Here is a 24,381-nt window from a genome sequence, read left to right as displayed (position 1 = left end):
CTGTGGAGGAGCCTCAGACCGAAGCGCCCGCGCGCAGCCGCGCGAGGTAGTACGAGGCCGCCGCTCCTCGCACCGACCGCGGCAGCATCGGCCAGACCACGCGTGCGACAGCGAGCCTACGGTCGAATCGTCGTTGTTGGCGGGCCGACCACCGGAACCCGAACGGAGCGCGGAGGGACGCCGGCAGCAACGCAGCCGTGGCCAGCCGGGCGAGCGGGAGCAGTGATCGCACCGCCGACGGCGTCGCGCGTGCCGTGAGCAGCTCCCGAGAGACGCGCACCGCTTCGGGCGTGACCTCGAGCATCGCCACGCGCTCGTCCCAGTACCGGCTGAACGCCGTTCGCGACTCCGGCCACATCCCGACCGGAAGCTGCAGACTCGTGCCCACGATGGCGTACTCCCGGTAGACGCGGTCCGCATCGGCATCGCTCATGGGCCCGTAGATCAACTCGTACACCTGCACGGCGGTGTCGTAGAGGGTGGCCGCGACCCAGAGCTGCAACTGCGGATCGAACGCCGAGTACACGGGTGCGGCATCACCGTCGTGCGAGCGGACCGGCACATGCGCGCGATTCACGCTGCGGGCGACATCGCGCTGCTCCTCCTCCGTGCCGAGGGCGAGCGCATAGACGAAGGTGAGCGTGGCGTGCAGACGGTCGAGGGGGCGCTCGCTGAAGTCGCTGTGTCGGGCGACTCCGGCGCCGATCGCGGGATCGGCGATCTGCAGGAGGATCGCTCGGCCGGCACCCGCGATCAGGATGCTCTCGCGGGCGAGGTCCGCCATGCTCGTCATGCCTCGACGATAGCCGTTCCGTCCTGACAGGACCCGGGCGCCGTCCCCGCCTGGTTCTTTACTCGTCCCCATCCACCCGGCCCATCGACCCGGCCCATCGACCCGTCCCCATCCACCGGTCCCGTCGTCCCCGTCCCGCTCGACCCGCTCCATCGGTCGGAGGTGCCAGGACACCGTCCCGAAGGCGTTCGTTCACCTGTGAGTGACGTGGGAGGCCGAGCGCTGGGGGGTAGAGTCGTAGCTGGCCCTTTTTCTCTCGCCGCCGAGATAACGCGCGGTCGAAAATCGCCACGAACCTCACAGCAGAACGCGCACAACGCGGATGGGAATGACACGTGGATCTTTACGAATATCAGGCACGAGACCTGTTCGAGAAGTACGAGGTGCCGGTGCTCGCCGGCATCATCGCCGATACCCCGGACGAGGTGCGTGCCGCGGCTGAGAAGCTCGGCGGCGTCGTCGTCGTGAAGGCGCAGGTGAAGGTCGGCGGACGAGGCAAGGCCGGCGGCGTCAAGGTGGCGAAGAACCCCGACGAGGCGTACGAAGCCGCGAAGGCGATCCTCGGACTCGACATCAAGGGCCACGTCGTCAAGCGCGTCATGGTCGCAGCCGGTGCCCGCATCGCGCAGGAGTTCTACTTCTCCGTGCTGCTCGACCGCGCCAACCGCTCCTACCTGTCGCTCACGAGCGTCGAGGGCGGCATGGAGATCGAAGTCCTCGCCGTCGAGAAGCCCGAAGCGCTCGCTCGCATCGAGGTCAACCCTCTGACCGGCGTCGACAAGGCAGCGGCCGTCGAGATCGCCAAGGCGGCCAACTTCCCCGAAGAGCTCGTCGACCAGGTGTCCGACGTCTTCGTGAAGCTGTACAACGTCTACAAGGGCGAGGACGCGACGCTCGTCGAGGTCAACCCCCTCGTCCTCACGGAAGAGGGCAAGATCGTCGCCCTCGACGGCAAGGTCTCGCTCGACGAGAACGCCGGCTTCCGCCACCCCGACCACGAGGCCCTCGAGGACAAGTCCGCTGAGGACCCCCTGGAGCTGAAGGCCAAGGAGAACGACCTCAACTACGTCAAGCTCGACGGTGAGGTCGGCATCATCGGCAACGGTGCAGGGCTCGTCATGTCGACGCTCGACGTCGTCGCGTACGCCGGTGAAGCGCACGGCGGCGTCAAGCCGGCCAACTTCCTCGACATCGGCGGCGGAGCATCGGCTGAGGTCATGGCCGCCGGTCTCGACGTCATCCTCGGCGACGCGCAGGTCAAGAGCGTGTTCGTCAACGTCTTCGGCGGCATCACCGCGTGCGACGCCGTCGCCAACGGCATCGTGAAGGCGCTCGAGATCCTCGGCGACGCAGCGACCAAGCCCCTCGTGGTCCGCCTCGACGGCAACAAGGTCGCCGAAGGCCGCGAGATCCTCGCAGCGGCAGCGCACCCGCTGATCACGCTCGCCGCAACCATGGACGAAGGCGCCGACAAGGCCGCCGAGCTGGCCTCGAAGTAAGGGATCACAGAAGCATGTCAATCTTCCTCAACAAGGATTCGAAGGTCATCGTCCAGGGCATCACCGGCGGCGAGGGCACCAAGCACACGGCGCTCATGCTGAAGGCCGGCACCCAGGTCGTCGGCGGCGTCAACGCGCGCAAGGCCGGCACCACGGTCACGCACGACGGCGGAGTCGAACTCCCCGTCTTCGGCACCGTCGCGGAGGCGATCAAGGAGACCGGCGCAGACGTGTCGATCGCCTTCGTCCCGCCCGCATTCACCAAGGACGCCGTCATCGAAGCCATCGACGCTGAGATCCCGCTGCTCGTCATCATCACCGAGGGCGTGCCCGTCGGCGACTCGGCCGAGTTCTGGGCGTACGCGCAGGAGAAGGGTTCGAAGACGCGCATCATCGGGCCCAACTGCCCCGGCATCATCACGCCGGGCGAGTCGCTCGTCGGCATCACCCCCGCCAACATCACGGGCAAGGGACCCATCGGCCTCGTGTCGAAGTCGGGCACCCTGACCTACCAGATGATGTACGAGCTGCGGGAGATCGGCTTCTCCACGGCCATCGGCATCGGCGGCGACCCCATCATCGGGACCACCCACATCGACGCACTCGCTGCGTTCGAGGCGGACCCCGAGACCAAGGCGATCGTCATGATCGGTGAGATCGGCGGCGACGCCGAAGAGCGTGCTGCCGACTTCATCAAGGCGAACGTTACGAAGCCGGTCGTCGGTTACGTCGCGGGCTTCACGGCTCCCGAGGGCAAGACGATGGGTCACGCAGGCGCGATCGTGTCCGGTTCCGCCGGTACGGCTCAGGCGAAGAAGGAAGCCCTCGAGGCTGCAGGCGTCAAGGTCGGCAAGACGCCGAGCGAGGCCGCTGCCCTCATGCGCGACATCATCGCTGCGCTCTAGCGTTCCCGTTCCACAGCTGCACGGTGCGGCGTCCTCCTCCGGGAGGGCGCCGCACTGCTGTGTGTGCTCATGCGTGCCCGCGCGATCAGAGCTCTGGGTTGCAGAATTCAGGAGGATTTGCACAATTCAGGATGATGTCTCGGCGCGTTGCACGGAATTCTCCTGAATTCTGCAGATGTTCCTGAATTGTGGAAAGTCCGGGTTCGGGAGACGGGCGAGGGGCGGCGAGGAGAGGGCAGGTCAACCGAGGCGGATGGGGGCACGAGCCACGAGCGACGGCGTCACGAGCCGATGCGCCTCACCCGGCGTGAGTTCGCGCTGCACGACGGCACGTCCCCGTTCGCCCATGAGGAGCTCCAGGGTCCGCGCCGCGACCTCGTCCAGCCGCTGCTCGACACTCGACAGCCCCACGGCCTCGGCGACGGGCGTGTTGTCGAATCCGACGATGGGCAGCTCGGAGCGACCGAGCGTCGTCGCCGCCATGAGGGCACCGAGGGCGAGGGAGTCGCTGGCGCAGACGATCCCGTCGATGCCTGGATCCGCGGCCAGGAGCGACGACACCGCGGCGCGAGCGGCCGGGACCGTGTCGACGACGGCGGCCTGCAAGCGGGCGACCGTCTCGTCGTCGTAGCCCAGCCTGGACCGGACGAGCTGCTCCCAGCCGAGCCGGCGGTCATCGCCCGTGCCGGATGGCGCCGGCCAGCCGACGTAGGCGATGCGGGACGACCCGCCGGTCAGGAGATGCGAGGTCGCGGCCGTGAGGCCCGCGCGGCCGTCGACGTCGACCCACAGGTGCTGCGGATCGTTGAGGTCGTCGATGCCCCACGGGCGGCCGAACGTCACGAAGGATGCGCCGTGGGCGATCAGCCACTCCGTGCGCGGGTCGCCGTGGAAGGTCGAGGTGAGGACGAACGCGTCCACGTCCGCGCCGTCGATCAGCCGACCGAACTGGGCGATCTCGTCGGCCGGGTCCGCGGCCGTGAAGAGGAGCATGCGCATGCCCCGCGCATCCGCTTGCTCCGTGAGCGCGTGGAGGTAGCGGTCGTGGATGGAGCCGGAGATGCCGTTGGCCATGGGATCGAGCCGGATGCCGATCGTCGAGGACTTGCGGGTGCGGAGACGACGCGCGGAGGCGTGCGTCCGGTAGCCGAGTGAGGAGATCGCGGCTTCGACGCGCTCGCGGGTGTCGTCGCGGACGATGTCGGGGGAGTTCAGGACGTTCGAGACGGTCTGGCGTGAGACGCCGGCGGCTGTGGCGACGTCGGTGATGGTCGGCAGTTGCGACATGGATCCCCTTTCCCGCGGTCATCGTTATTGGAACGATAAAAGCAACCCTAGCGGAGGCGGTTGACAGCGCGGAAGGTGCTGGGTAAAGTCGCCCACAAGCCACCTTTGATCGTTCAAATCGATGCTGACCGTGTCGGTGTTTGATCGTTCAAAGTGTCAGCCAACGACGGACTGACCAACGCAAGGAGAAACAGATGCAACGAAGCACAAGCCGCTGGATCCTGACCAGCGCGATCGCCGCGGTGAGCGCCATCGCCCTCACCGCCTGCGGTTCCGGCTTCTCGGGAAGCTCGAGTTCGAGCGGAGAACTCACTTCGGACAGCTCGAAGGGGCTTACCGTCCTCATCGGCTCGAGCGGCGACGCCGAGACGAAGGCCGTGACGGACGCGGTCGCGGACTGGTCCAAGGAGTCCGGCACCGACGCCAAGGTCAACGCGGCCAGCAACCTTCCGCAGCAGCTCTCGCAGGGCTTCTCGGCGAAGAAGCCCGCCGACGTCTTCTACCTCTCCACGGACTATCTGGCGGGCTACGCGGCCAACGGCTCGCTCCTCGCCTACGGCGACAAGCTCAGCAACAAGGACGACTTCTACCCGAGCCTCGTGAAGTCCTTCACCTACGACGGCCAGTTCTATTGCGCGCCCAAGGACTTCTCGACGCTCCAGCTCGTCATCAACACGGACATCTGGTCGCAGGCGGGCCTCACCGACGCCGACATCCCGAAGACCTGGGACCAGCTCGAGACCGTCGCGAAGACACTCACGAACGACCAGCACGTCGGTCTCGGCATCGGCGGGGAGTACGCACGCGTCGGCGCCTTCATGACCCAGGCGGGCGGCAACCTCATGAACGACGACAGCACGAAGGCGACCGCGAACAGCGACGCGAACGTACAGGCGCTCGACGAGGTCAAGAAGCTCCTGAACGAGGGAACGCTCAAGTACGCGAAGGACCTCGGCGCGGGCTGGGGCGGAGAAGCGTTCGGCAAGGGCCTCGCCGCGATGACGATCGAGGGCAACTGGATCACGGGCGGTCTGCAGGCCGACTACCCGAACGTGAAGTACACGGTCGCCGAACTGCCCGCGGGGCCCGCGGGCAAGGGCACGCTCCAGTTCACGAACTGCTGGGGCATCGCAGCCGACAGCCCGAACCAGGCCGCAGCGCTCAAGCTCGTGGAGAAGCTGACGAGCGCGGACGACCAGCTCGCGTTCTCGAAGGCCTTCGGTCCGATGCCGTCGATCAAGTCGGCCGCGGACGCTTGGAAGACCGCGAACCCGCAGCTCGTCGCGTTCCTCGCCGGAGCCGACTACGCGAAGGGCGTGCCGACCGCGAAGGGCGCAGCCGATGTCGTCGGCGACTTCAACTCAAAGCTCGAAACGCTCGCGACGGGCGATCCGAAGACGATCCTCGACGGAGTGCAGAAGAACCTCGAAGCACTCCTGACGAAGTAACGGCCGGAGCGCTCGCCCATGTCAACGCAGACGACGTCACCGCAGCCGCAGCCGCAGCAGCCGACGACGCCACAGCGGTCGACGATGCCTCGGGCGACGGAGTCCCACCGCGGCGGTCTCCGCCGCGGTGAGACCGCCGCCGGATGGCTCTTCACCGCACCGGTGCTCATCATCATCGGACTCTTCCTCGTCGTGCCCGTACTGATGGCGTTGTGGGTGAGCGTCTCCGACTGGGGCGGGCGCGGCAGTCCGTTCGCGTCCGGCGTCAACTTCGTGGGCGCGCGAAACTACCAGGCGATCCTCTCCGGAGGCGGTCTCGCCGAACAGGACTTCGGCACCTCGCTGCGGAACAACGCCTGGTATGTGCTGCTGGTCGTCCCCATCCAGACGGCCGTCTCGCTGTTCCTCGCCGTCCTCGTGAATCGGCAGATCCTGAAGGGCCGCGGGTTCTTCCGGACCGCGTTCTACTTCCCGTCCGTCACGAGTTCGGTGGCGATCACCGTCCTCTGGTTGTTCCTCTTCTCCGCGTCAGGCGCCGTCAACAAGGTGCTCTCGTGGTTCGGGGTCAACGGACCGAACTGGTTCAACGACCCCGACGGCATCGTCCACGGCTTCCTCGGACTCTTCGGCGTGACGAGCGGCCCGGCCGCCCTCACGGGTTCCGGCTTCCTCGGCATCACCTGGTGGGACTGGCTGGCGGGGCCGTCCGTCGCGATGAGCGCGTTCATCATCATGGCCGTCTTCACGACGAGCGGGACGTTCATGCTGTTGTTCATCGCCGCGCTGCAGAACCTCGGCGGGGACATCCAGGAGGCGGCGATGATGGACGGCGCGAACGGCTGGCAGCGGTTCTGGAAGGTCACCCTCCCGCAGCTGCGCCCGACGCTCTTCACCGTCCTGACCCTCGGCCTCATCGGCTGCTGGCAGGTCTTCGACCAGATCTACACGGGCACCCAGGGTGCTCCTGGCAAGACGACGCTCACGCCCGCCTACCTCTCGTACACCTCTGCGTTCAACAACCAGGCGTGGGGGCAGGGCGCCGCGATCGCGTTCATCCTGTTCGTCATCATCGTCCTGTTCACGATCCTGCAGCGCTGGATCCTGCGTGAACGGGCCGTCTCGAAGCGCCGGATGAAGCCGTACCTCGATGCGCTCGCCGCCGGGAAGGAGAGCAAGCCGTGACCGCGACAGCAACCCGCAGGCAGGCGAAACCCATCACGCTGCGGCCCACGCGCCGTCATCGTTCGAGCTCAGCGGTCGCGGCCTCGAGTATCGTCTACGCGATCCTCATCGTGCTCGCGATCGTCTACATCACGCCGTTCCTGATCCAGGTCGCGACGTCGTTCAAGACCGATGCGGATGCCGCAGCCAATCCGGTCTCGCTCCTGCCGGCGACGTGGACGACGGCGGCCTACGAGAAGCTCTTCCTGTCCTCGGACTTCCCGGTGTGGTTCAAGAACTCCGTCATCGTCACGATCTTCGTGACGGCAGGACGCGTGTTCTTCAACTCGTTGGCCGGCTACGCACTGGCACGCCTGCAGTTCCGTGGGCGCGGCGTCGTCTTCGCCGGTCTCATCGCCGTGATGAGCGTGCCGATGGTCGTCCTGCTCATCCCGAAGTTCCTCGTCATCAACCAGCTCGGCATCTACGACTCCTACGCGGGCATGATCCTGCCGCTCCTCGCCGACGCGGCAGGCGTGTTCATCATGAAGAACTTCTTCGAATCGATCCCGCCGAGCGTCGAGGAAGCGGCGCGCATCGACGGCGCCAGCACGTTCCGCGTGTTCTGGTCCGTGGTGCTGCCGATGGCGAGGCCCGCGCTCGTGACGATCATCATCCTGTCGTTCCAGGGGTCGTGGAACGAGCTGAGTCATTTCATCGTGTCGGCTCAGGACCCGTCGCTCACGACGCTGACGAAGGGCGTCGCCTCGCTCGCCAGCGGGCAGCTGAGCCAGGGGTCGCAGTATCCGATCAAGCTCGCGGCCGCGGCCATCATGACCATCCCGGTCGCCGTGATGTTCTTCATCTTCCAGAAGCGGATCATGAACACGAGCGACGGCGCGGTGAAGGAATGACCGTCGCCCAGCGCCACCGGGACTGCTCCGCCCGGACTCCGGTCCCCCTTTTCCACTCCGACAGCCGAGGAGGCGTCAGAACCACATGACCGACCACACCACCGCCGCGACGACGGCGACACCGACCGCGACGGCGACGGCGAGCGAGTCCGCGCAGCCGCAGCGGCCCCTGCAGCCGCTCCTCCAGGGCTCCGTCGTCGCTCTCCGCGCACCCAGCCAGGCCTGGTCCGCTCCGAGCGGAGAGATGGGCGATGCCGCGATCGACGGATTCGCGCACTCCGAGACGCGGGTCCTCCGATCGCTGCGCCTCCGCATCGACGGCGCGCAGCCCGAGCACATCGCGACTGCCGCTTCCGGCGCATCAGACCTCACCTTCGTGTCCCTCGTGCGGAACGTCGACGACCGCTCCGCAGACCCCCGCGTCCGACTCGACCGGCACCGGACGGTCTCGGCGGGCGAGCTCCGCGAACGGCTCGTCCTGTCCTCAACGCTCCACGACGACGTGCCCGTCCTCGTCGAGCTGACGGCGACCCCCGAGTTAGGCGAGATGCAGCACGTGAAGGCGGGGCTGCCCCGACGGTCGGAGTCGTTGCGGTGGGACGTCGACGATGCTGCGGCCTCCGTTTCGTACGAGGCCGGGCTCGTCCGGGGCCGCATCGACGCACCCGGCGCCGGACTGGACGTCGGGTCCGACGGCGAGACGTCCATGCGATGGAACGTCACGATCCCGGCGAAGGGGACCGTCACGGTCGACTGGTCGATCGTCGTCGTGGACGACGGCGCAGCGGTCTCCGGCGTCAGCACGCCGTGGGACGTCACCGCTCCGTCGACGGACGACCCGCGCCTCACCCGGTGGATGGGCGCGGCGCTCGCCGACCTCGACGCCCTCCGCCTCACGACGACGGCTGCGCCCGGTGAAGCATTCCTCGCAGCCGGAGCCCCATGGTTCTTCACCCTCTTCGGACGCGACTCCCTCTGGGCCGCACGGCTCCTCCTCCCGGTGACCCACGGCATCGCGGCCAGCACCCTGCGCGTCCTGGCCGGCCTCCAGGGGACCGCATCGGTCGACGCGACCGCGGAGCAACCGGGCAAGATCATGCACGAGCTCCGGCCGGGCGTCCTGGAGATCCCGGGGGAGGACGTATCGTTGCCGCCGCTCTACTACGGGACGATCGATGCGACCCCGCTCTGGGCGTGCGTGCTGCACGACGCCTGGCGCGCCGGGATGCCCGAGGACGAGGTTCGGGCTCTCCTGCCCGCGCTCGAAGCCGCGCTCAGCTGGATGCGTGACTTCGGGGACAGCGACGGCGACGGCTACCTCGAGTACGTCGACACGACCGGTCACGGGCTCGCGAACCAGGGCTGGAAGGACTCGGGCGATTCCATCCAGTGGAACGACGGGTCGCTCGCCGACGGGCCGATCGCGTTGTGCGAGGTCCAGGGCTACGCGTACGAAGCCGCCGTGCACGGTGCGGACCTGCTCGAAGCGTTCGGTCGTCCAGGCGCGACGGAGTGGCGCGCGTGGGGTGCGGAACTCCGCGAACGCTTCAACCGGGACTTCTGGATCGATGACGAGCGCGGCGGGTATCCGGCGGTCGCCCTCGATGCTGCGAAGCAGCGGGTGGACACCGTCACGAGCAACATCGGGCACCTCTTGTCGACAGGGATCCTCGATGGGGAGCGTGCCGCTGCCGTCGCAGCCCGTCTCGTTTCACCCGAGCTGTGCTCCGGCTACGGTCTGCGTACCCTCTCGACGGAGGCGGCGGGCTTCTGGCCGCTCAGCTACCACGGCGGATCGGTGTGGACCCACGACACCGCCATCGCGATCTCCGGCCTGGCATCGGCCGGGTTCGGCGATGAAGCGGCCGTCCTCGCCGCCGGACTGCTCGATGCCGCGGAAGGGTTCGACTTCCGGATGCCGGAACTGCACTCCGGGGACGCCGCGGCCGACATCGCGAGCCCGGTCCCGTACCCGGCCGCGTGCCGTCCGCAGGCGTGGTCGGCTGCTGCCGCCATCGCGGTCCACTCGGCCCTCGCCCGCTAGTCCTGCGCCTGCCCTGGCTCTCCCCGCCCCTCTCTCCCTCCCACGGCCACGGGGCGGCACAATTCAGGATCACTTGCAGAATTCAGGATGATTGATCGGCGCGTCGTCTGAAACCATCCTGAATTCTGGTGATGTTCCTGAATTGTGAAACCCAGGGGCGGGCAGGGGAGGGACCGGTGGAGGGACGCAGACCTGTGGAAGGCGGGGCACGGGTGTGGCTGGCGAGCGAGCGAAGCGCGAACGGGTAGGGTCGGAAGCGCATGAATCGCCTCACCGTCGCCCTCCTCGCAGCACTCGATGCTGCGCTCGCCGTGTCCATCGGGATCGGCTTCGCACTCGTCCCCCTCGCAGCCCTCTGGGCGTTCCAGTTCGAGATGTCCTTCGACTGGAGCCTGCTCTGGCGCGGGGCGGTCGACGTCTGGCTGCTCGGCAACGGAGCGAGCATGCGGGTGACGCTCGACACGGCTCTCGTGACCGCGATCGGCTTCCCCGGCGCCGCCGCATCGTTCCTCGTGTCGCTCGCGCCCCTCGCCTTCACCCTCGCGACCGTGCTCTTCGGCATCCGCACGGGCATGCGCGCGGCCCGCAGCTCCTGGTGGCAGGGCGCCGTCGTCATCGCGGTCGTCGTCTTCGGCGTCCTCGCCTTCGCGGCGTCCCTGAGCGCCGTGAACGTGGGCGTCCGTCCGTCGATCGTCCAAGGGACCCTGATCCCGACGCTCCGCTTCGGCCTCGGCGTCCTCGGCGCAGCGCTCTGGGTCCGGTTCCGCAACCAGACCGGCCCCGACCTCGTCATCGACGGTCTGCGATCCCTCACCGACCGCATCCAGGACGACGTTCGCGCCGTCATCGGTACGGCACTCCGAGGCGGCGCCATCGTCGTGTTCGGCATCATCTCCGTCGCCGCCATCGTCCTCGCGGTCATGATCGCGGTCCACTACGGCACGATCATCAGCCTCCACGAGAGCGCGCAGCTCGGCGCCTTCGGCGGAACCATCGTGACCCTCGCAGAACTGCTCTTCCTCCCGAACCTCGTCATCTGGACGGCCTCGTGGCTCGTCGGTCCCGGGTTCGCCCTCGGCACCGGCACGAGCATCTCGCCCGTCGGGACCCTGCTCGGCCCTGTCCCGGGCGTCCCCGTCCTCGGCGCGCTCCCGACGGCCGATTCCGCGTTCGGCTTCGTGACCCTGATCGTCCCGGTCGCGATCGGCTTCATCGCCGCAGTGCTCGTCCGCCGCCGTCTCGTCAGGGACCTGAGCGGGCACAACATTCTCGCCCTCCTCGCGCTCGCCGGCGTCGGCATCGGGCTCGTCGCCGGGATCGGTCTCGGTGTCCTCGCAGCGATGTCGGCCGGCGCGGCGGGTCCGGAGCGGCTCGTCGACGTGGGCCCGAACGGCTGGACGGTCGGCCTCTGGAGTGGCATCGTGACCGCGATCGCCGCCGTGATCGGGATGGCCGCCGGTCCGACGCACGCAGACGAGACCGATGAGCTGCCTGAGCTCCACAGCCGCCCGAACGAGCGGACGCCGCTCGCCGGCCGTTCGGGGCGTCCGAGCACTGCGAACCGCCCCTCCCGCTGACACCGCCCGTCTGAGCGCCCACGCCACGGACGATAAGATGCTGGGGTGCTGTCACTCGTCGTGCTCATCTCCGGTGGCGGATCCAATCTCCGCGCCCTCCTCGAGGCATCACGGGACCCCGAATTCCCCGCTCGCGTCATCGCGATCGGCGCCGACCGGGAAGCTGATGGTCTGGCGCACGCCGAAGACTTCGGCATCCCCTCGTTCACGGTCCCGTACTCCTCCTTCGATTCACGCGCGGAATGGGGTGAAGCCCTCCTCGAGCAGATCATGGTCTGGAAGCCGGACCTGCTGGTCCTCAGCGGGCTGATGCGGCTCCTGCCGCCCGTGGTCGTCGACGCGCTCTCGCCGCGCATCATCAACACGCACCCCGCGTACCTGCCGGAGTTCCCCGGCGCACACGGCGTCCGCGACGCGCTCGCGGCCGGTGTGGACCGGACCGGAGCATCCATCATCGTGGTCGACAACGGCGTGGACGCCGGGCCGATCATCGCGCAGGAGCGCGTGCAGATCCTCCCTGACGACTCCGAGCACGCCCTGCACGAACGCATCAAGCCCGTGGAGCGTCGGCTCCTCGTCGAGGCCGTTCGAGACATCGCCACGGGTGCCGTCGACCTCGAAGCGCTCTCGAGCGCTGCGCGCAACCCGGGTTCGGCCGCACCGGCCGCACCCACCCCAGACCCCAGCCAGGCAGCAGAAGGAGCACCACAGTCATGAGCGGTCCCAGCCACGACAAGAGCCTCTATCGCGAACGCGACCTCGTCCCCGTCAAGCGGGCGCTCATCTCGGTGAGCGACAAGACCGGCCTCCTCGAGCTCGCGGGCGCCCTCGCCGCTGCCGGAGTCGAGATCGTGTCGACGGGTTCGACCGCATCGACCATCCGTGGTGCGGGCCACGACGTCACGGACGTCTCCGCCGTCACGGGCTTCCCCGAATCGCTCGACGGCCGTGTGAAGACGCTGCACCCCTCGGTCCACGCCGGTCTCCTCGCCGACCTGCGCCTCGAATCGCACGAAGCGCAGCTCGCCGACCTCGGCATCGAGCCGTTCCAGCTCGTCGTGGTGAACCTCTACCCGTTCGTCGAGACCGTCGCGAGCGGTGCCCAGGGCGATGACGTCGTCGAGCAGATCGACATCGGCGGTCCTGCGATGGTGCGCGCTTCCGCGAAGAACCACGCGAACGTCGCGATCGTCGTCTCCCCGGATCGGTACAGCGACGTCATCGAGGCCGTTCAGGCGGGTGGAACGACCCTCGCTCACCGCCGCGCGCTCGCCGCGCAGGCCTTCGACCACACGGCCGCCTACGACGCCGCGGTCGCCGCCTGGTTCGCTGAGAGCACGGTCGACGGGTACGACGCGTTCCCGTCCTCGCTCAGCATCACTGGCCACCTCGAGAGCGTGCTCCGCTACGGCGAGAATTCGCACCAGGCCGCGGCGCTCTACGTGCGTCCGGGCGGCGCAGGCATCGCGCAGGCAACGCAGCTGCACGGCAAGGAGATGTCGTACAACAACTACGTCGACGCCGATGCCGCGGTCCGCGCGGCCTACGACTTCGCGAACCCCGCGGTCGCGATCATCAAGCACGCGAACCCGTGCGGCATCGCCTTCGCGAACCCCAAGGCGCCCGACGCGATCGCCTCGGCCCACCGGCGCGCGCACGAGTGCGACCCCGTTTCGGCGTTCGGCGGCGTCATCGCTGCCAACCGCACCGTGACCCTCGGCATGGCCGAGACGGTCAAGGAGATCTTCACCGAGGTGCTCGTGGCGCCCGCGTTCGAAGAGGCGGCGCTCGAGGTCCTGAAGACCAAGAAGAACCTGCGCCTCCTGCAGCTGCCGGAGGACTTCACCCGTGAGGTGCGTGAGGTCCGTCAGATCTCCGGCGGCCTCCTGTTGCAGGACTCCGACCGGTTCGCCGACGTCCCGCAGGACACCGCGAAGGGCTGGACGCTCGTCACCGGAGAGCCGGCCGACGAGGACACCCTGCTCGATCTCATCTTCGCGTGGAAGGCGTGCCGCTCGGTCAAGTCGAACGGCATCCTGCTCGCGAAGGGCGGCGCGAGCGTCGGCGTGGGCATGGGACAGGTCAACCGTGTCGACTCCTGCCACCTCGCCGTGACGCGCGCGGGCGACCGCGCTGCAGGATCGGTTGCGGCTTCCGACGCGTTCTTCCCCTTCGCCGACGGCCTCCAGGTCCTGCTCGACGCCGGCGTCCGCGCCGTCGTCCAGCCGGGCGGTTCCGTGCGTGACGAAGAGGTCATCGCGGCCGCAGCGGCGGCAGGCGTGACGATGTACTTCACGGGAGAGCGTCACTTCTTCCACTGATGTCGGGTAGCCGAGCGGGAATCTTCGGATGACCTTTCGATCAGCTGACAAGCTCGTGTGAGCGCTCCGGCGCCGTGGACATCGTGTCTGCGGCGCCGTTGCCATGCCGGTAGGGTCGGAGGATGACTGTCACCTGGGGCCGTAAAATCATCGCATCCATCGCCGCTGCCCTCGCGGCCACAGCCGTCACCTTCGTCGGCTCGGTCGTCGCGTTCAACATGGTGTATCAGGTGTTCCTGCTGCTCCAGCAGCAGGCGGGTGGTGTCGCGCTGCTCGTCCAGGTCACGGACTACTACTTCCAGCCGGCGATCTTCATGCTGCTGATCCTCATCGTCCTCGGCATCGTCGGGGCGTTCCGGCACTGGGCGCTCGCGCTCGTCGCGGGCCTCGCATCTGGCATCCTCGGTGTCCTCATCGGCCGCATCGTGAAGTCGGCCGCAGCCGGCCAGCCGATCACGGGCGACGCGATCGGCAGCACCTGGCAGAACATCGCTGGCATCGACCTGGTCTTCGTGGTCCTCGCGGCCGGCACCGCCGCGACCATCGGCCTCTTGAGCTACCGCGGCGTCATCGGCGTGACCGCTGCAGCTGATGCGGCAGAGCGCCGCATCGCTCTCGTCCGCATGCCTGCCACCAACCTCGCCGAAGGCCTCGTCACCCACCAGAAGCGCGCCGAGATCGACAACGAACTCGCCGACAAGCAGTGGGACGCGTACGTCGCCGTCTTCGACGCACACGGCTGGGACACGAGCGAGATCTCGTGGGCCGAGCAGCTCGCCGACTCCGTCTTCGTCGAGGACACCGTCGTGCTCTTCGGCGACGACGCCGTCATCACCCGCCCCGGCGCCGAGTCGCGTCGTCCGGAGACGGTCGCCGTCGAGACGACGGTCCGCGGCCTCGGCCTGAACGTCCACCGCATCGAGGGCGACGCGACGCTCGACGGCGGCGACGTCCTCGTCGTCGGTACCACCGTGTACGTCGGCCGCAGCGGCCGCACCAACGCCGAGGGCGTCCGTCAGCTGCGCGCCATCGTCGCTCCGCTCGGTTACCAGGTCGTCGCCATTCCGGTCACCCGTGCGCTGCACCTCAAGACCACGGTCTCGGCACTGCCGGACGGCACCGTCGTCGGGTACCGCGACCTCGTCGAGGACCCGTCGGTCTTCGGTCGCTTCCTCGCCGTGCCGGAGCCGGAAGGCGCCGCAGTCGTGGCGCTGTCAGACGAGGCCGTCCTCGTCTCCGCCGCCGCACCGCTCACCGCCGCGCTGCTCGAAGACCGCGGATACACGGTCGAGCGCGTCGACATCAGCGAGTTCGAGAAGCTCGAGGGCGGCATGACCTGCCTGTCCGTGCGTGTCCGCTGACGTGAGCACCGGTACATCGAAGCACCACGGCGGGACTCCGGCATGCTGACCCGTCGCGCAGCGGCGCTCCGTCTCGACATCCCCGTCGAGATGGCGCGTCGCCACGGCATCGGCGGGTTCATCGAGGAGTCGGAGCTCGCGAAACTCGAGTCCGACCCTCCGCCGTGGCTCGTGCAGTCCCGCGCCGCTCGCGCAAGCGGGAAGACGAAGCCGGTGTGGGTCGAGCTCACCTGCACGATCTGCGGCTTCTCCGAGTCCGTCCGACCGAAGAAGTGGTGGCCGCAGTTCACCTACATGACGTGCACGCACCACGGCGCGGACGAGCTGCCGGAGCCGGCCGAGGGTCTGCGTCGTCGTGAAGTCGACGGCCTCGGTTCGCGCTTCGTCGGCATCGTCGACGAGGCGCCCGACGCCTGATTCCTGCGCTGAAGCCCGGCACCTGCGTGGGCGTTCACAACTCAGGACGTGCTCGGCGTGTCGCGCCGTACTGTCGGCGAGTCGCCGGCGACACGCCGCATCGCTCCTGAGTTGTGAACACACCTGCGCGACCGTGAGGGTCGCCCGTTGCGTCGATTCCGGCTAGGCCTGGGCGATGAGCTTCTTGACGAGGTACTCCTCGACGGCCTCAGGACCGCCCTCGGAACCGTAGCCGCTCTCCTTCCGGCCGCCGAAGAAGGTGTCGCGACCGCCGACTCCGAAGCGGTTGACGCTCACCATGCCGACGTCGAGACGGCGCGGCACACGCAGTGCGCGGGTCGCATCGGCCGTGAAGACATAGGCGGCCAAACCGTAGGGCAGTGCGTTGGCGCGGCCGAGGACCTCGTCCTCGTCGGTGAACGTGCTCGTCGAGGCGATGGGACCGAACGGCTCGTCGAGCATCGTCAGGGCGTCGTCGGGAACACGCGTGAGGAGCGTCGGCCGGTAGAAGTAGCCGGCGGTGTCATCGCCCGTGCCGCCGGCGGCGAGGCCCGCACCCCGCGCCACGGCGTCGTCGACGAGCGGCTGCATGGCCGCGTACCGTCGAGCGTTCGCGAGCGGTCCCATCTCGGTCGACGGGTCGAAGCCGTCGCCGAGCCTCACCTGCTCGAGCAGTTCGGCGAAGCGCGCCACGAAGCGGTCGTGGATGCTCTCGTGCAGGTAGAAGCGGGTGGGGGAGCCGCAGGACTGGCCCGAGTTGTGGATCTTGCTGCCGAGGGACTGCAGTGCGACCTCGTCGACGTCGGCGTCCTCGAAGACGATGACCGGTGCGTGTCCGCCGAGTTCGAGCATCGTCGGCTTGGCGGCCGCGCCCGCGAGCGTCGCGAGGTGCTTGCCGACGCCGATCGAGCCGGTGAACGAGACCTTGCGGATGACGCGCGAGGCGATGAGGCGCTCGGAGATCTGGGCCGGGTCGCCGAACAACAGGTTGAGGACGCCGTCGGGCAGGCCCGCGTCGACGAGGGCGTGGGCGAGGGCGACGGCGCTCGCCGGCGTCTCCTCCGCAGCTTTGATGATGACCGTGCAACCGGCGGCGAGGGCGGCCGCGATCTTCCGTCCCGGAACCGTCAACGGGTAGTTCCAGGGCGTGAACGCTGCGACGGGTCCGACGGGCTCCGGCACGACGAGTGTGCGTCCCTCGTCGGCTCCGGTCGGGAGCACGGCGCCGAAGCGACGGGGTCCCTCGGTGGCGAGCGAGTCGATGATGTCGGCGGTGTAGTCGACCTCGCCGAGGGAGTCGCCGTACGGCTTCCCGTTCTCGAGGGTCATGGCGACTGCGATGTCGTCGCGTCGCTCGCGGAGCAGTTCGGCGGCGCGCATGAGGATGGCGGTACGACGGTGGGGCGAGAGGTCGCGCCATGGTTCGAACGCGCGGTCTGCAGCGGCGAGTGCCGCATCGATGTCGGCCTCGACGGCGAGGGGGACCGCGCCGATCTCGCCCCGCGTGGCCGGGTTCTCGATGGGTGCGCTCTCGCGGTCCGCGGTGCCGATCCATCGTCCGTCGACGAGGAGTTCGATCGCGGGGTACTGTGCGGTGCTCGTGGACATGGGCGATGACCTGTTCCTTCTCGACCTCGACCGGTCGGGTGATGAATGCCTGCGACGGTGCGGCACGACTCCGAGAATACCAGGGAAACCGCATTCCCAACCCCTCAATCCGTCGGGAGCAGTCGTTGGATCTGCTACTGGGCGAGCAGATTGTTGCGTGCGAATGCATACATGGTTGCGTGAGGTCTGCACGACCGCATAGTCTGGTCTGCTGCACCCGCTTCGCTCGTCGGAACCCGTGCTGCTCGCCGCTCCCGTGCCCCTGTACACGTCTGAGGCGGAGCCACCCAACAGGATGAGGAGGAACGTCATGTCGAACACGACCCCCACCGCGGATATCCCTGGGTATGCTCGTGGCTTCGTCGCCGGTCCAGTCTCCCGCGCCTTCATCGCCGGACGACACCTCGCCGTAGCCTCCAGGCCGCTGTAGCCGCTGCCGCCAGACCGCATCGGAGCGCCGGATCACCGATCCGCCCGCCCACAGCCGTCGGCAACCGTCCAACGAAGCCGCGCCACCGCCGCACGGTCGCCGGGCCGGGACATCGCACCCGCACCCGCCAGCTCTCGCTCTCCATCCCATCCAGCCGGACCCATGCACGTCCGAGCGCACCTCTCTGCAAGGAACATCCGCAATGTCATCGACCGGCGACGACCGCCGTACCGACCAGTCCACCGCACAACGACCTCCTGAACAGCCGCGCATGAACACGCTCAAAGCGCTGTCCCGCATCTACCCGTTCGCCAAGCCCGCGATGCCCCGCATCTACCTGGGCATGGTCGCGGCGCTCGGTGCCGGCCTCGTCGCGCTCGGGATCCCGCTCATCCTCCAATCCCTCGTCGACGGTCCTCTGTCCTCTGGCGACTCCAATCAGGTGTGGCCGGCCGTCATCCTCGTCCTCGGGCTCGGAGTCGTCGAAGCGGTCATGATCGCGCTCCGCCGCTGGTTCGTGCTCACACCGGGAACTCGCATCGAAGCGACCATGCGCAACGCGCTCTTCGCGAAGCTGCAGGACCTGCCCGTCAACTTCCACGACCGGTGGCAGAGCGGCCAGCTGCTCTCGCGTGCCGTGAGCGACCTCGGCCTCATCCGCCGGTGGATCTCCTTCGGCTTCGTGCTGCTCATCGTCAACGGCATCACGATCGTGATCGGCGCCGTCATCCTGTTCACGTGGAACTGGCTGCTCGGGCTCATCTTCATCGCCCTTGCCATCCCGATCTGGATCTACGGATTCCGGTTCGAGGCGCGGTACTCGATCATCGCGCGCCGCAGCCAGGACCAGGCGGGCGACCTCGCGACGGCCGTCGAGGAGTCGGTGCACGGCATCCGTGTCCTCAAGGCGTTCGGGCGCGGCAAGCACGCGCTCAAGAACTTCTCCTCACAGGCCGAGGACCTCCGCGGCACCGAGATCGAGAAGGCCAAGGCGATCGCCGGGATCTGGCTGTGGCTCGTGCTGCTCCCGGACATCGCGTTCGCGCTGTGCCTGCTCGCCGGCCTGTGGCTCGCGTCGATCGACCAGCTCACGGTCGGTCAGCTGTTCGCGTTCTTCGCCACGGCGACCGTGCTGCGGTTCCCGATCGAGTCCATCGGCTTCCTGCTCGCGATGACGTTCGACACCCGGACGGCGACGGACCGCTACTTCGAGGTCATGGACTCGGTGAACACCATCACCGACCCTGAGCACCCGAAGACGATCACGGAGCCGAAGGGCGAGCTCGTCTTCGAGGACGTCCACTTCCGCTACCAGGACTCGCCGGAGCGCTACCCGGACATCCTGAACGGCATCGACCTGCGGCTCGAACCGGGCGAGACGATGGCGCTCGTCGGTCTGACCGGATCGGGCAAGTCGACGTTCACCGCGCTCACGACGCGTCTGTACGACGTGACGGGCGGCAGCATCAAGGTGGACGGTGTGGACATCCGCGACCTGACCCGCGAGGAGCTGCGCCGGCACATCGCAATGGCGTTCGAGGACGCGACGCTCTTCTCCGCGAGCGTGAAGGCGAACGTGCTCCTCGGTCGTGACGACCTCGACCTCGATTCTCCGGAAGCGGATCGTGTGCTGCGGGAAGCGCTCGACATCGCCCAGGCGGGCTTCGTCGACGAGCTCCCCGACGGCGTCGACACGACCGTGGGTGAGGAGGGGCTCAGCCTCTCCGGCGGGCAGCGTCAGCGGCTCGCCCTCGCGCGCGCCGTCGCGGCCAGGCCTGCCATCCTCGTCCTCGACGACCCACTGTCGGCGCTCGACGTCGACACGGAGGCCCTCGTCGAAGCGGCGCTGCGCCGAGTGCTCGCCGCGACGACCGCACTCATCGTGGCCCACCGTCCGAGCACCGTCATGCTGGCGGACCGCGTCGCGCTCCTGGAGGACGGCCGCATCACCGCGGTCGGACGGCACTCCACGCTGCTCCAGGAGAACGAGCACTACAAGTACGTGATCTCGAGTCTCGAAGACGAAGAGAACGAAGCTGCACGAGCGGAGGTGAACCTGTGACCGAATCATCGGTGACCGGCGTCGAGGGTGAGGAGCGCAACGACCTCACCCGCGCCGAGTCCACACAGATCAGGCAGCGCTCCCTGCGACTGCTCGGCTCGCTGCTGCACCCGCTGCGGTGGCGTGTAGTCGCCGCGATGGCGATCGTCGTCGTGTCGACGGCCGCGCAGGTCGCGGGACCGGCCCTCATCGCGCTCGGCATCGACCAGGCCCTTCCGGCGATCATCGACCGCATGGATTGGACCCCGGCGATCCTCATCGTCGGCGCCTACGTGCTCAGCGGCGCCGTCGGTGCGCTCCTCATCGCGTGGTACACGGTGCTGGCCGCGCGCATCAGCCAGGCGATCCTCATCGATCTGCGGAAGCGCGTCTTCCTGCAGACCCAGCGGTTGAGCCTCGACTTCCACGAGAACTACACGTCCGGGCGCATCATCTCCCGACAGACGAGCGACCTGGACGCCATCCGGGAACTGCTCGACTCCGGCATCAACCAGCTCGTGTCCGGCTTCCTCTACATGGCGTTCACGGCGGTCGCCCTCGTCCTCGTGGACTGGGTGTCCGGGCTCGTGCTGCTCGGCGCGCTCGTACCGCTCTTCGTGTTGACGAGATGGTTCCAGAAGCGTTCGCAGCGCCTCTTCCGAGACTCCCGGGTCGCTTCGGCGAAGCTCATCGTCTTCTTCGTGGAGTCGATGACGGGCATCCGCGCCGTGAAGGCGTTCCGCAAGGAGAAGCGCAACGAGCAGGAGTTCGGCGGACTCGTCGAGGACTACCGGCACGTCAATGCGCGCGTCATCCAGCTGTTCGGCGTGTTCGATCCGGGCCTCGTCCTCATCGGCAACGTGTCCGTCGCGATCGTGCTGCTCATCGGTGGCTTCCGCGTCGCTGACGGGCAGTTGGCGATCGGCGCGCTCCTCGCAGCACTCCTCTACACGCGTCGGTTCTTCGACCCGATGGAGGAGATGGCGATGTTCTACAACTCCTACCAGTCGGCTGCGGCCGCGCTCGAGAAGATCTCCGGCGTCCTGGAGGAGGAGCCGAGCGTTCCCGATCCGGTGAAGCCCGTCGACCTGTGGACCTCGCGAGGAGAGCTGCAGTTCGACGACGTCACGTTCGCGTACCAGAACGGCAAGGTCGTGCTGCCGAGCTTCACACTCGACATCCCGGCCGGGCAGACGATCGCGCTCGTCGGCACCACCGGTGCCGGCAAGTCGACGCTCGCGAAGCTCATCAGCCGCTTCTACGACCCGTCTGAAGGCGCCGTGAAACTCGACGGCATCGACCTGCGGGACCTGCACCCGAAGGACCTCCGCCGCGCGATCGTGATGGTCACGCAGGAGGCGTACCTGTTCTCCGGGTCCGTCGCGGACAACATCGCGCTCGGGAAGCCGGATGCGACGATCGACGAGATCAAGGCGGCCGCGCGCGCAGTCGGCGCGGACACGTTCATCGAGGCGCTCCCCGACGGGTACGACACCGATGTGAACAAGCGCGGTGGGCGGGTGTCCGCGGGTCAGCGGCAGCTGCTGTCGTTCGCGCGCGCGTTCCTCGCAGACCCGAACGTGCTCATCCTCGACGAGGCGACGGCATCGCTCGACATCCCGAGCGAGCGGCTCGTCCAGGAGGCGCTGCAGACGCTCCTCTCCGACCGCACGGCGATCATCATCGCGCACCGTCTGTCGACGGTCGCGATCGCGGACCGCGTGCTCGTCATGGAGCACGGGAAGATCATCGAGGACGGTACGCCCGCGCAGCTGATCGGCGGCACGGGCCGGTTCGCGCAGATGCACGCGGCGTGGAAGAACTCGCTCGTGTGACCCGGATGACGGCTGCGCGCCGCTGAAGCGCGTCTGGGTCGGAGCAGCGCACGATGCACGGGCATCGGCGTCTGAGAGGATGCCGGTGCCCGTTGGCGTCCGGGTGCGCGTCTCCGCCGTGTGTCCGTGCACGTCCACGCCTGTGTCCGCGACTGTGTCGCCCGTCATCGAAGGCTACGCGCCGCGCTCGATTACCTGTCACAATGAGCCATGGCCACTGCTCAGTCGGACGTTCTGCGTGTCGCGATCGCCGACGACGCCGTCCTCCTGCGTGAAGGGGTCGGTCAGATCCTCGCGGCCAGCGGTCACACGATCGCGGCATCGGTCGGCACCGCGGACGAGCTCGTCTCCCTCATCGAGGGCGGTCTCGAGGTCGACGCCGTCGTGCTCGACATCCGGATGCCGCCCACCCACACCGACGAAGGCATCGTCGCGCTCGAACGGCTGCGCGCGGACGGGTTCACTGGCGGAGTCCTGCTCCTCAGCACGTACGCCGTCCCGACCTACGCGGTCCGGGCGCTCGGCTCCGGCTCCGGCACCGGCTACCTCTTGAAGGACAGGGTCTCCGATTCAGGGACCCTCGTCGCCGCCGTCGCATCAGTTGCCGCGGGGGAGTCCGTCGTCGATCCGGAGGTCGTGTCCCTCCTCGTCGCGGACCGCACCCGTGTCGACGGCCTCGACCACCTCACCGACCGGGAGACGGAAGTGCTCACCCTCATGGCTGAGGGGCGCTCGAACGCGGGTATCGCCTCCGCTCTCGTCGTCAGCCTCAAGACCGTGGAAGCGCACATCAGCCGCATCCTCGCGAAGCTCGGCCTCGAGGACTCTCCGGCGGACCATCGCAGAGTGCTCGCCGTCATCCGTTGGTTGGAGCACAGCGATGGGTGACGTTCCGCGACGAGCCTCGCCGCGCTCCCCGCAGCTCCCTCGGGCTCGCTCACGGATCAGTACCGATGGCTAGTGCGCCCTCGGTGGGGCGGGCAGCCATGCTCCCGCGCGCCCCACGCACGGCAGCCGCGGCTCGCATGCCGTGGGGGCTCCGGCTGTTCATCGTCGCGCTCGTCATCTTCGTGGTCGTGCTCTCCGCGGCCTTCTCGATCGCCGAGTCCGGACGCACGAACGGAACCGAGGTCGCCTGGGTCATCGGGCACGTCATCGCCGCCGTCTCTGCGGGCGTCATCTGGTGGCTGTCGCCGGTGGCGATGCCAGGCTGGGTCATTGTCGTCTACTGCCTCGTGGAGACCGCATTCCAGTGGGCGATCGGCATCCAGGCAGGCTGGGCCTGGCCGTTGTGCATCTGGCTGTCCTTCCTCCCCGGAGCCGCGCTCGTGTGGTTGGCGCTCGCTTTCCCCGCAGGACGTCTCCGCCGGGCGTTCGATCGCGGGCTCGTCGTCGCCGCCATCTCCTATCTGGCCCTCTACGCCACGGTGAACCTCCTGCTCGGGTCCTCGCATCCGGCCGGCGGTGCGGAGCCGAGTGCGTACGCCATCTTCCACAACCCGGTACTCGCGGGTGTGCTCAGCCAGGTCCACGCCGTCGTGATGGCGTGCTTCGCTATCGTTGTGGCGACCGTCGTGATCCTGCGCTGGTCCCGTAGCACGGGTGCTGCTCGACAGGTGGCCTTCATCATGCCCGTCGCGTTCCTCGTGTGGCTCGCCATCGGCATCGCCTGGAGCGTCGTCCAGCTCGGCGACTGGCCGCCGTCGCTGCAACTCGTGGTCGAGAACGTCAACGTGCTCTCGGTCGCCTTCGTGCCCTTCGCGTACGCGACGGGCCTCGTGCGGATGCGGACCATCCGGGCCCGCGCCGTCGATCTCGTCCAGACCGGCGAATCGACGACCGCCACCGGGCATGATCGCTGGAACGGGTCGATCCGCACCGTCCTCGGGGATCGCACCGCCTCGCTCGTCTGGCCCGGTTCGCAGCGGACGGGCGCAGGGGATGCGCGCGGCCGAGCGATGTCCACCGTGGGCGATCCCGATGCCCCGCTCGTCTACATCGAGCACGACGCCGCGCTCCTCGACAACCCGCTCCTCCTCCGATCGGTGTCGGCGTCACTCCGCATCATGATCGAGAACGAACGGCTGACCGCTGAGCTCCGGCAGTCGCTCCGGGAGGTCAACCGGTCGAGGCTCCGCATCGTGAACGCGGGCGACGAAGCGAGGCGGCGTGCGGAACGTGACCTCCACGACGGCTCTCAGCAGCAGCTCTTCTCGGTCGCGTTGCGGCTGCGCATGGCGAGCGACCAGGCGCGCGGCGCCGGTCAGACGGAGCTCGCGGACAACCTCGAGGTGACGATCGACCAGCTCGCGAGCGCCATCAAGGAACTGCGCGAGCTCGCCCGTGGCCTGCACCCGGCGCTCCTGTCCGAGGGCGGGCTGCCTCCAGCGCTCGCCGAACTCGGGCGGCGCTGCACTGTCGCGACGAAGGTCGTCGTCGAACTGCGCGAACGACCGAAGCCGATCGTGGAGTCGACGGCCTACTACGTCGTCTCGGAGTGCCTGGCGAACGTTGCGAAGTACTCGATGGCATCCTCGTGCACGGTCGTCGTGGAAGACCACGCGGGTGACCGCCTGAACCTGACCGTCTCAGACGACGGTGCGGGAGGCGCGGATCCGGCCGGCGGGAGCGGGCTCCGAGGGCTCGCCGACCGGGTCGACGCAGTCGGCGGCACGATGGCCGTTCGCAGCCCCACGGGCGAGGGCACCGTCATCGAGGTCTCCCTGCCGTTGCGGTAGCG

General features: G+C 68.3%; 18 protein-coding genes. 15 read left to right on the top strand and 3 right to left on the bottom strand.

Features of this window, described 5'->3' with window-relative positions; translation table 11 throughout:
* Window positions 1-13 precede the first annotated feature (13 nt).
* Window positions 14-793 (bottom strand): oxygenase MpaB family protein, encoded by a 780-nt coding sequence (locus ACQ3HB_RS11370; protein ID WP_430920167.1) that lies wholly within the window; start codon window positions 791-793, stop codon window positions 14-16.
* A gap of 335 nt (window positions 794-1,128) precedes the next feature.
* On the opposite strand from ACQ3HB_RS11370, the gene sucC reads away from it, so the two are divergent.
* A complete protein-coding gene (sucC, locus tag ACQ3HB_RS11365; RefSeq protein ID WP_430920166.1) occupies window positions 1,129-2,292 on the top strand; it encodes an ADP-forming succinate--CoA ligase subunit beta in 1,164 nt (387 codons plus the stop codon).
* Between the two features lie 14 nt (window positions 2,293-2,306).
* Complete coding sequence (sucD, locus tag ACQ3HB_RS11360; RefSeq protein WP_430920165.1) at window positions 2,307-3,197, top strand: succinate--CoA ligase subunit alpha; 891 nt, start codon at window positions 2,307-2,309, stop codon at window positions 3,195-3,197.
* 240 nt (window positions 3,198-3,437) lie between these two features.
* Here sucD and ACQ3HB_RS11355 read toward each other — a convergent pair whose 3' ends face one another.
* Window positions 3,438-4,484 (bottom strand): LacI family DNA-binding transcriptional regulator, encoded by a 1,047-nt coding sequence (locus ACQ3HB_RS11355; protein ID WP_430920164.1) that lies wholly within the window; start codon window positions 4,482-4,484, stop codon window positions 3,438-3,440.
* A gap of 194 nt (window positions 4,485-4,678) precedes the next feature.
* On the opposite strand from ACQ3HB_RS11355, the gene ACQ3HB_RS11350 reads away from it, so the two are divergent.
* From ACQ3HB_RS11350 to ACQ3HB_RS11310, 9 genes are all read left to right on the top strand, one after another.
* A complete protein-coding gene (locus ACQ3HB_RS11350; RefSeq protein ID WP_430920163.1) occupies window positions 4,679-5,932 on the top strand; it encodes a sugar ABC transporter substrate-binding protein in 1,254 nt (417 codons plus the stop codon).
* 84 nt (window positions 5,933-6,016) lie between these two features.
* The gene (locus ACQ3HB_RS11345; RefSeq protein ID WP_430920276.1) at window positions 6,017-7,114 is read left to right on the top strand and encodes a carbohydrate ABC transporter permease; all 1,098 of its coding nucleotides are present in this window, start codon (window positions 6,017-6,019) and stop codon (window positions 7,112-7,114) included.
* A gap of 38 nt (window positions 7,115-7,152) precedes the next feature.
* Window positions 7,153-8,007 (top strand): carbohydrate ABC transporter permease, encoded by an 855-nt coding sequence (locus tag ACQ3HB_RS11340; protein WP_430920275.1) that lies wholly within the window; start codon window positions 7,153-7,155, stop codon window positions 8,005-8,007.
* A gap of 85 nt (window positions 8,008-8,092) precedes the next feature.
* Window positions 8,093-10,051 (top strand): glycogen debranching N-terminal domain-containing protein, encoded by a 1,959-nt coding sequence (locus tag ACQ3HB_RS11335; RefSeq protein WP_430920162.1) that lies wholly within the window; start codon window positions 8,093-8,095, stop codon window positions 10,049-10,051.
* A 260-nt stretch (window positions 10,052-10,311) separates the two neighbouring features.
* Complete coding sequence (locus ACQ3HB_RS11330; RefSeq protein ID WP_430920161.1) at window positions 10,312-11,628, top strand: cell division protein PerM; 1,317 nt, start codon at window positions 10,312-10,314, stop codon at window positions 11,626-11,628.
* A gap of 45 nt (window positions 11,629-11,673) precedes the next feature.
* Window positions 11,674-12,345: a phosphoribosylglycinamide formyltransferase gene (gene purN, locus ACQ3HB_RS11325; RefSeq protein WP_430920160.1), complete on the top strand. Its 672-nt coding sequence runs from the start codon at window positions 11,674-11,676 to the stop codon at window positions 12,343-12,345.
* Window positions 12,342-13,949: a bifunctional phosphoribosylaminoimidazolecarboxamide formyltransferase/IMP cyclohydrolase gene (gene purH, locus ACQ3HB_RS11320; RefSeq protein WP_430920159.1), complete on the top strand. Its 1,608-nt coding sequence runs from the start codon at window positions 12,342-12,344 to the stop codon at window positions 13,947-13,949. The genes purN and purH overlap by 4 nt, the downstream gene beginning before the upstream one ends.
* 122 nt (window positions 13,950-14,071) lie before the next feature.
* Window positions 14,072-15,310: a dimethylargininase gene (gene ddaH / locus ACQ3HB_RS11315; RefSeq protein WP_430920158.1), complete on the top strand. Its 1,239-nt coding sequence runs from the start codon at window positions 14,072-14,074 to the stop codon at window positions 15,308-15,310.
* Between the two features lie 42 nt (window positions 15,311-15,352).
* The gene (locus ACQ3HB_RS11310; RefSeq protein ID WP_430920157.1) at window positions 15,353-15,727 is read left to right on the top strand and encodes a hypothetical protein; all 375 of its coding nucleotides are present in this window, start codon (window positions 15,353-15,355) and stop codon (window positions 15,725-15,727) included.
* Between the two features lie 162 nt (window positions 15,728-15,889).
* Here the strand turns inward: ACQ3HB_RS11310 and ACQ3HB_RS11305 are convergent, their stop codons facing one another.
* The gene (locus ACQ3HB_RS11305) at window positions 15,890-17,335 is read right to left on the bottom strand and encodes an NAD-dependent succinate-semialdehyde dehydrogenase (RefSeq protein WP_430920156.1); all 1,446 of its coding nucleotides are present in this window, start codon (window positions 17,333-17,335) and stop codon (window positions 15,890-15,892) included.
* Window positions 17,336-17,967: 632 nt separating this feature from the next.
* On the opposite strand from ACQ3HB_RS11305, the gene ACQ3HB_RS11300 reads away from it, so the two are divergent.
* The 4 genes from ACQ3HB_RS11300 to ACQ3HB_RS11285 all read left to right on the top strand — a co-directional run bounded on the left by ACQ3HB_RS11300 (window position 17,968) and on the right by ACQ3HB_RS11285 (window position 24,379).
* The gene (locus tag ACQ3HB_RS11300; protein WP_430920155.1) at window positions 17,968-19,827 is read left to right on the top strand and encodes an ABC transporter ATP-binding protein; all 1,860 of its coding nucleotides are present in this window, start codon (window positions 17,968-17,970) and stop codon (window positions 19,825-19,827) included.
* On the top strand, window positions 19,824-21,641 hold the full coding sequence (locus ACQ3HB_RS11295) for an ABC transporter ATP-binding protein (RefSeq protein ID WP_430920154.1): 1,818 nt from the start codon (window positions 19,824-19,826) through the stop codon (window positions 21,639-21,641). Before ACQ3HB_RS11300 ends, ACQ3HB_RS11295 begins: the two co-directional genes overlap by 4 nt.
* Before the next feature lie 210 nt (window positions 21,642-21,851).
* The gene (locus ACQ3HB_RS11290; protein WP_430920153.1) at window positions 21,852-22,529 is read left to right on the top strand and encodes a LuxR C-terminal-related transcriptional regulator; all 678 of its coding nucleotides are present in this window, start codon (window positions 21,852-21,854) and stop codon (window positions 22,527-22,529) included.
* Window positions 22,530-22,594: 65 nt separating this feature from the next.
* The gene (locus ACQ3HB_RS11285) at window positions 22,595-24,379 is read left to right on the top strand and encodes a sensor histidine kinase (protein WP_430920151.1); all 1,785 of its coding nucleotides are present in this window, start codon (window positions 22,595-22,597) and stop codon (window positions 24,377-24,379) included.
* The last annotated feature ends 2 nt before the right edge of the window (window positions 24,380-24,381 follow it).

The sequence above is a fragment of the Plantibacter lichenum genome, from assembly GCF_050587525.1.
In the GTDB taxonomy this organism is placed as follows: Bacteria; Actinomycetota; Actinomycetes; order Actinomycetales; family Microbacteriaceae; genus Plantibacter.
This window is presented reverse-complemented; position numbering and strand designations above follow the sequence as displayed.